Genomic DNA, 6,660 nt, shown 5'->3' on the forward strand with positions numbered 1-6,660 from the left:
GTAGGGGTTTTTTGTTTTGCCTGGCTCAATTTAGGTTAAAAGTGCGGAAGTCGGGAGGATCTGCAAAAGCTGGCCTAAGACCTATAGATTCCTGGGCCGTTTTTACAGCAAGGAAAGAGTTCTCTGGCCGCTGCTTCCGGTGGGAGAAGGGTGGAAGCCTATCAACTGGGATGCGGCTCTGGATCTGGTCTCGATTTATTTGACACCGTAGCTTTAGTGTAGATACAATAGTCACTTGAAAGGCATAACTTAATAGATTCTCCGAGCTATTCATCCTAAGGAGCTATCTAAGGATAACAGCCGATAGGGTTTAGCTGGAAACGGCTAGGCCTCCCGTGGCGGAAAGGAGACTGGGAATACGAAGGCCAGTAGCCACAAAGTGGAACTGGCTTTTTCAGGTGACTCCATCTCCTTTCCTCGAACGCCCTTTGGAAAAGGAATCGCCCATGCACCGCGGCGCACCACGTCGCATGAAAATTGTGTTATTTTCAAAGGAATCGCCCATGCACCGCGGCGCACCACGTCGCATGAAAATTGGGTTATTTTCAAGGGAGGTTGAAGTTTAAATACTCAGTTTTGGTACTCTGCGAAACCGGCAAACGAGAACAATGTCTCTCAAGTAAGCCCACCTTCGAAGAAGCCGGTTATCCCCACTTCTTAACAGTAATCGAGACGAATCAGATCTATTGTATTCCCATAGGTTGATAATACGGTGAAAGGAGATTTTGTGGACAGATATCCACAGTTGACATCGCTGTTCTCGATTCTAACAGGTTTTTTCTTTGTAGGGATGTTTGTACTGAGTCTGGTTGGCTGCGCTACCAGGACTTCTACCATCATCCTGGCCACTACTACCAGCACCATGGATTCAGGCCTGTTGGATGTACTATTGGCCGAGTTTACCAAAAGAACCGGCATCCAGGTTAAACCTGTTGCTGTAGGAACTGGCGAGGCTATGGCTATGGGCGAGAGGGGAGAAGCCGATGTGCTGCTGGTCCACGCAAGAGAGGCTGAGGACAAATTCATGGCCGAGGGCTTTGGGGCAGTGCGTAAAGATGTCATGCATAATGACTTTGTAATTGTTGGTCCTGTATCCGATCCGGCCAGGATCAGAGGGATGGATAGTGCCAGAGAGGCCTTTCAGAGTATTGCCGGGCTTAAATCCCTCTTTATCTCCCGGGGTGACGATTCCGGAACCTACAAGAAGGAGCTGCAGATCTGGAAGGAGGCAGGGATAACTCCACAAGGAGAATGGTACATAGAAAGCGGCCAGGGGATGGGGGAGACCATTCGTATAGCTGATGAGAAAGGGGCCTACATCCTGTCCGACAGGGGAACCTATCTCTCTCTCAAAGACACCATCAGGCTAGAAGTTCTGGTTGAGGGAGACGAGATCCTTTTTAACCCTTATGGAGTAATTGCGGTTAATCCGGAAAAGTTTCCCCATGTGAATTTCCAGGGAGCCATGGAGTTCATTGAGTTTATTACCTCTGTCGAGGGTCAGAATATCATCAAGAACTTTGGGGTAGATAAGTATGGAGAGCCTCTTTTCTACCCGGATGCACTAGAATAGAAACGAAGACTAATCAATGCCAGACTCAGTGCACTAACAAACCGGAGTTTGCTTTAAGGGGTGAGGAGCTTCTCCAGGAGGTCTGTCGCTGGGCCCGGCTCAGTGGCCCAGTAAACCAGCGTGGGCTTGATCGCAAATTTACGGTAATAGACTTCCCGGTGTGACTTCTGGCGTCCCCAGTTTCACATCAACAAAAGCAGGGCAAAAGTGACAGAGGAACAGAGAGGGGGAGTATTAAATGGATCTAATCTGGCAGGGGCTCCTTGAAGCCGTACATCTACTTCTAAGCCTGGATGCTGAGGTTTTCGAAATAGCCCTCTTATCCTTAAAAGTCTCTGGTTCAGCTGTTCTTCTTTCTCTGCTGGTGGGTATTCCAGCGGGTATGTTTCTTGCTCTGACCAGATTTCCGGGTCGGAATTTTCTGGTCTCTCTGGTCAACACCGGCATGGGTCTCCCTCCAGTAGTTGTGGGTCTGGGGGTTAGTCTTTTTCTGTGGCGCAGCGGACCTTTTGGTTTATTTAACCTCATGTATACGCCAGCAGCCATGGTTATCGCTCAGATCATCATTGCCTCTCCCATAGTCACTGGTCTGGTTCTGGCGGCCATGCAGCAACTGGACCCCCGGCTCCAGCTGCAGGCTCTCTCTCTGGGCGCTACCCGCTGGCAGGCCCTCTGGATCTTGTTGCGAGAGGCCAGGCTCCCTACTCTTGCTGCCATTATGGCCGGATTTGGAGGCGTCATATCCGAGATAGGGGCAGTTATGATGGTGGGTGGCAATATCAAGGGCCAGACCAGGGTCTTGACTACCGCTACTGTGCTGGAGGCCAGAAGAGGTAATTTTGATCTGGCTATTGCCCTGAGCATAATTCTCCTGGCTCTCTCCTTTGGAGTAAACTATCTTCTCACTATGATCCAGCAGCGGAAAGGAGGCGCCCCGTGGGACAGTCGGCCATTCCGGTGGAAGTAGTCGATCTGGAGCAGGAGTATGACGGGCGCAGGGTCCTTTCCGTGCCCGCTCTGGCCATCAAAGAAGGGGAGGTTTTCGTTTTAATCGGTCCAAATGGGTCAGGTAAGAGCACTTTTCTCAGGATAATCAATCTTCTGGAAAAACCTTCTCGGGGTAAAGTGTTTCTCTTTGGCTTTGAGCCCAGGACCAGGAGCGAGATATTGCAGGCCAGGAGAAAGATGTCCATGGTTTTCCAGGAACCTCTTCTGTTCAGCGCCAGTGTTTATAACAACATCGCCTATGGACTGAGGATCCGAAGAGAGAAGGAGGGCCGGATCAGACAAAAGGTTGAGGATTTAATGGAGAAACTGGAGATATCTCACCTGGCAAAAAGGCTGGCTACAGGACTTTCCGGAGGAGAAGCCCAGAGAGTTTCTCTGGCCAGAGCTTTAGCTGTGGAGCCAGAAATCTTTCTTCTGGACGAACCCCTGGCCTCTCTGGATGCCCCCACCAGAGAGTCTTTAAGGAGCGACCTGGGGGGGCTGTTACGGGAGCTGAGAATTACCAGTATATACGTGACCCACGATCGGACCGAAGCCATCGTCCTGGCCGACAGGATAGCGGTTATGAATGAGGGACAAATTCTCCAGGAAGGTACTGCCGATGAGGTCTTTAACAAACCAAGAGACGAATTGGTGGCCTCTTTTGTGGGAGTGGAGACTATTCTGAGAGGCATTGTCGTATCCAGGATGGAGCAACTGGCGGAGATAGAGATCTGGGGGAAGAGGATAGAGGCCGTGTCTTCTTGCCAGGTGGGCGACGAAGTTCTGGTCTTCTTACGTCCGGAAGATGTTACTGTTACTCTTCCTGGAGATGGAAGAATAAGGAGTAGTGCCAGAAATGTATTTCCTGGAAGGATAGAAAAGATAACCCATCTTGGCTATCTGGTTAAGCTCCACCTGGACTGCGGTTTTTCTCTGCGGGCCCTAATCACCAGGGTTTCGGCAACCGAGCTGGGGCTCACAGAAGGCATGGGGATTATGGCCAGCTTCAAGGCCACCGCGGTGCATGTGGTAAGAAGAGGTTGAGGGATGGGCCAGCGGATTGGCAGTTTCCCTGAACGTTGCTATCCCCACCATTAACCAGACTAACTGCTTATAAGCCCAAAGCGTTTTTTAAACATAGATTTCAAGGGTTATAGTAAATCCTTACTTCCTGGTCCAGGGTCACTCGCCAGCCCCCCGCCGGCTCCTGACGGTGGACCACTCCTGCCAGCACCGCCGGATTGGGCTCAGCTATCTTTTTGACATTCACTAGACCGTTGCCCACCACTAAGATGTGGTTAGCCTGGTCCCAGGGCATGCCCACCACATCTGGCAGGGTCACTACCGGCTGCGGAGGCCCCTCCTGGGCCTGGTTGTAGAAGAGCTTGATCTTGGTGGAGGTGGGTATATCACTTCCCCCCGCCGGCTCCTGACGGTGAACCACTCCTGCCTGAACCGCTGGGTTGGGCTCCGGCACCAGCTCTACGTCCTGGAAGCCCTCCATCATCAGCAAGAGGTGGTTGGCCTGTTCCCAGGGCATGCCCACCACATCAGGCAGGGTCTTTTTTTCCATGAACCTCTCACTCTGCTCCTGGGGCTCCCCACCGTAGCGATAGTGGCGCAGCTCCATCTCCTCAGGAGGGGTGAAGCGGTTGATGAGCTTGCTATTCTCTTTGTCCACCAGGACCGGGATGACGTCCTCCTCCGGCTTAACGAAGTCCGTCGCTGGTTTGTCCTGGAGAGCGCCAGCCATAAAGGTACGCCAGATCATAGCCGGAAAAGACCCTCCCTGGACCCGCGTCCCCCGGATCACTCCCATTCTGCGCCGCTCCTCAGGGTAGCCTATCCAGACCACGGTGGTCAGATCAGGGGTGTAGCCGGCGAACCAGGCGTCCGCCTCTTCTTGACTTGTACCGGTCTTGCCCGCCGCCGGCCGGCCGATGTTGGCTCGGCCTCCGGTTCCGTGTTGGATGACCCCTTTTAGAACCTCCGTGACCCGGTAGGCATTTATAGCAGAGATAGCCTGTGCGCTCTGGGGCCTGTGTTCGTAGAGGACCTGACCATCTCTGTCCACTACCTTAAGGATGGCCGTCGGCTCGTTGCGCACCCCATAGTTGGCCAGGGTGGAAAAGGCTACCGCTACCTCCAGAGGAGAAATATCCAGGGCGCCCAGGGCCACCGAGGGGTGTGGCTCCCAGGGGGAAGTCACACCCATCTTCTTGGCCACCTCTATCACCTTTTCTGCCCCCAGATGCATGACCAGTTGGGCGTAGACCACATTCACCGAGCGAGCGGTACCTTCCACGATGGTCATCTCCGGGGTATTGTAGGAGGTGCCTCCGTAGTTATCCACCTCCCAGTCTTCGCCGGGCATCTCGAAGGTGAGGGGTCCGTTGGGAGGAAAGGTCAGGAGGGGGTGGTAGCCCGCCTCCAGGGCGGCGGCCAGGACGAATACCTTGGGCACTGAGCCCGGCTGCCTTTGGCCCTGAGTGACCAGGTTGTATTCGTATGGAGGAGAGACAACGGCCGCTTCACCGTCCGGCTGCCTTTGGCCCTGAGTGACCAGGTTGTATTGCTCGCTCCGGTCCCGCCCCCCCACCATGGCTAGAATGTGGCCGGTTTTCGGATCCATGGCCACCACTGCTGCCCAGGGGTCCTCGGGCTCGGGCAGGAACGCCGCTATGGCCTGCTCTGCCATCACCTGGAGCTTCGGATCCAGGGTGGTGTAGATCTTGAGGCCACCTCTATAGACGGCGTTCGCTCCCCACTCCTCCATGAGCCACCGCCTCACATGTTCCACGAAGTGAGGGGCGACATCGTAGGTCTTGATGGTAGGGCGCTCCAGATGAAGGGGGCTCTCCACGGCCCGCTGGCCCTCCTCTGCGGTGATGTAGCCCAGCTCCACCATCTTCTGCAGAACCAGGTTGCGTCTGCCGATGGCCGCGTCCTCATCAAGGTAGGGATCGTACTTCGCCGGAGAGCGGATGAGCCCGGCCAGAAGGGCGCTTTCACCCAGGCTCAGTTCCTCGGCGTTCTTGTTGAAATAGGTCTCGGCGGCGGTCTGGATTCCGTAGGCTCCAGCTCCGAAGTACACAGTGTTGAGGTAGAGCTCCAGGATCTCCTCTTTGGAGTACTCCTTCTCCAACTGGTAGGCCAAAAACACCTCCCGTACCTTCCGTTCCAGAGTCTTCTCCCGGTCGATGTAGACGTTTTTAATGTACTGTTGGGTGATAGTGCTCCCCCCTTGCACGATCTGGCCGGTGCGCAGGTTGACGATGAGGGCTCTCAGTATAGCCTCCAGGTCGAATCCGCTGTGCTTGTAGAAGCGCTCGTCCTCGATGGCGATGACAGCCTGGATGAGGTGAGGGGGAATCTTCTCCAGGGAGACCAGTTTCCGGTTCTCCTCGCCGTGAAAGACGGCGATGAGGCTTCCGTCGGCGGCGTAGAGCCTGGAGGTGAGGCCCGTCTCCCGGGGCTCGATCTCCTCTAACCGGGGTAGAGAGGAAAGGTAGTCGTCCGCCAGACCTGCCTGGAGGCCCATGCCTAGCAGAGTTACTATGGTCACCGAGAGGACGACCGAACTCAGCGCTGCCGCCAGGGGCACCATATCCCTTCTTCGCCTGCGGATTCTTCGTCTGTGGTAGTAACTCATACTCGTCCTACCTCATGTCTTATGCAAGTTCTCTGAACCAACCGTGTATATTCAAAAGAATCGCCCATGCACCGCGGCGCACCACATCGCATGAAAATTGTGTTATTTTCAAGGGAGGTCAGTATTGGGAGGAATTATCACTACTGTTGTTATCCAGAACAAAGAGACGGTCTTTCTCCTCCGACCAATGGTCATTTACCCTGTGGCTTTCCACGTCTGGTTCAGAGCCGACTTCCGTATCTCCCTCTTTATATGGTTGATCAGAGACAAATTTGAGATAAACTCTTCTTTCGAAATTCCTGGCATATCTGGACCAATCTGAATTGGGGCTCTCATCTATAAGGAGGTTAAAGCTACCTATGTCGGCATCAAGAGTGTCAGCGTGGTACACCAGGAAGGCCTCCAGAGTCTGAGGACAGCGGGGAGAGCCCCATTCCTTTTGCCC

5 protein-coding genes, 1 pseudogene and 1 riboswitch are annotated in these 6,660 nt (G+C 54.1%); of the genes and pseudogenes, 4 read left to right on the plus strand and 2 right to left on the minus strand.

The genetic code is table 11. The features are described 5' to 3' along the window. Nucleotides 1–247: 247 nt before the first annotated feature. A riboswitch (molybdenum cofactor riboswitch) is annotated at nt 248–365 on the plus strand. From HW443_RS08695 to HW443_RS08710, 4 genes are all read left to right on the plus strand, one after another. Next, nucleotides 336–566: a hypothetical protein gene (locus HW443_RS08695; protein ID WP_176235623.1), complete on the plus strand. Its 231-nt coding sequence runs from the start codon at nt 336–338 to the stop codon at nt 564–566. It overlaps the preceding riboswitch by 30 nt. A gap of 161 nt (nt 567–727) precedes the next feature. Next, on the plus strand, nt 728–1,573 hold the full coding sequence (locus HW443_RS08700) for a substrate-binding domain-containing protein (protein WP_176235624.1): 846 nt from the start codon (nt 728–730) through the stop codon (nt 1,571–1,573). Nucleotides 1,574–1,811: 238 nt separating this feature from the next. Further along, nucleotides 1,812–2,540 carry an ABC transporter permease gene (locus HW443_RS08705; RefSeq protein ID WP_176235625.1) on the plus strand — a complete coding sequence of 243 codons (729 nt, stop codon included), beginning with the start codon at nt 1,812–1,814 and terminating at the stop codon, nt 2,538–2,540. Next, nucleotides 2,510–3,607, plus strand: a complete 1,098-nt coding sequence (locus HW443_RS08710; RefSeq protein ID WP_176235626.1) for an ABC transporter ATP-binding protein — start codon at nt 2,510–2,512, stop codon at nt 3,605–3,607. Before HW443_RS08705 ends, HW443_RS08710 begins: the two co-directional genes overlap by 31 nt. A gap of 100 nt (nt 3,608–3,707) precedes the next feature. Here the strand turns inward: HW443_RS08710 and HW443_RS08715 are convergent, their stop codons facing one another. Further along, nucleotides 3,708–6,215 (minus strand): PBP1A family penicillin-binding protein, encoded by a 2,508-nt coding sequence (locus HW443_RS08715; protein WP_176238073.1) that lies wholly within the window; start codon nt 6,213–6,215, stop codon nt 3,708–3,710. Between the two features lie 118 nt (nt 6,216–6,333). Continuing rightward, nucleotides 6,334–6,660 (minus strand): annotated as a pseudogene (locus HW443_RS08720) (hypothetical protein); the annotation flags it as partial.

Source organism: Candidatus Hakubella thermalkaliphila, assembly GCF_013281975.1.
Classification (GTDB): domain Bacteria; phylum Actinomycetota; class Humimicrobiia; order Hakubellales; family Hakubellaceae; genus Hakubella; species Hakubella thermalkaliphila.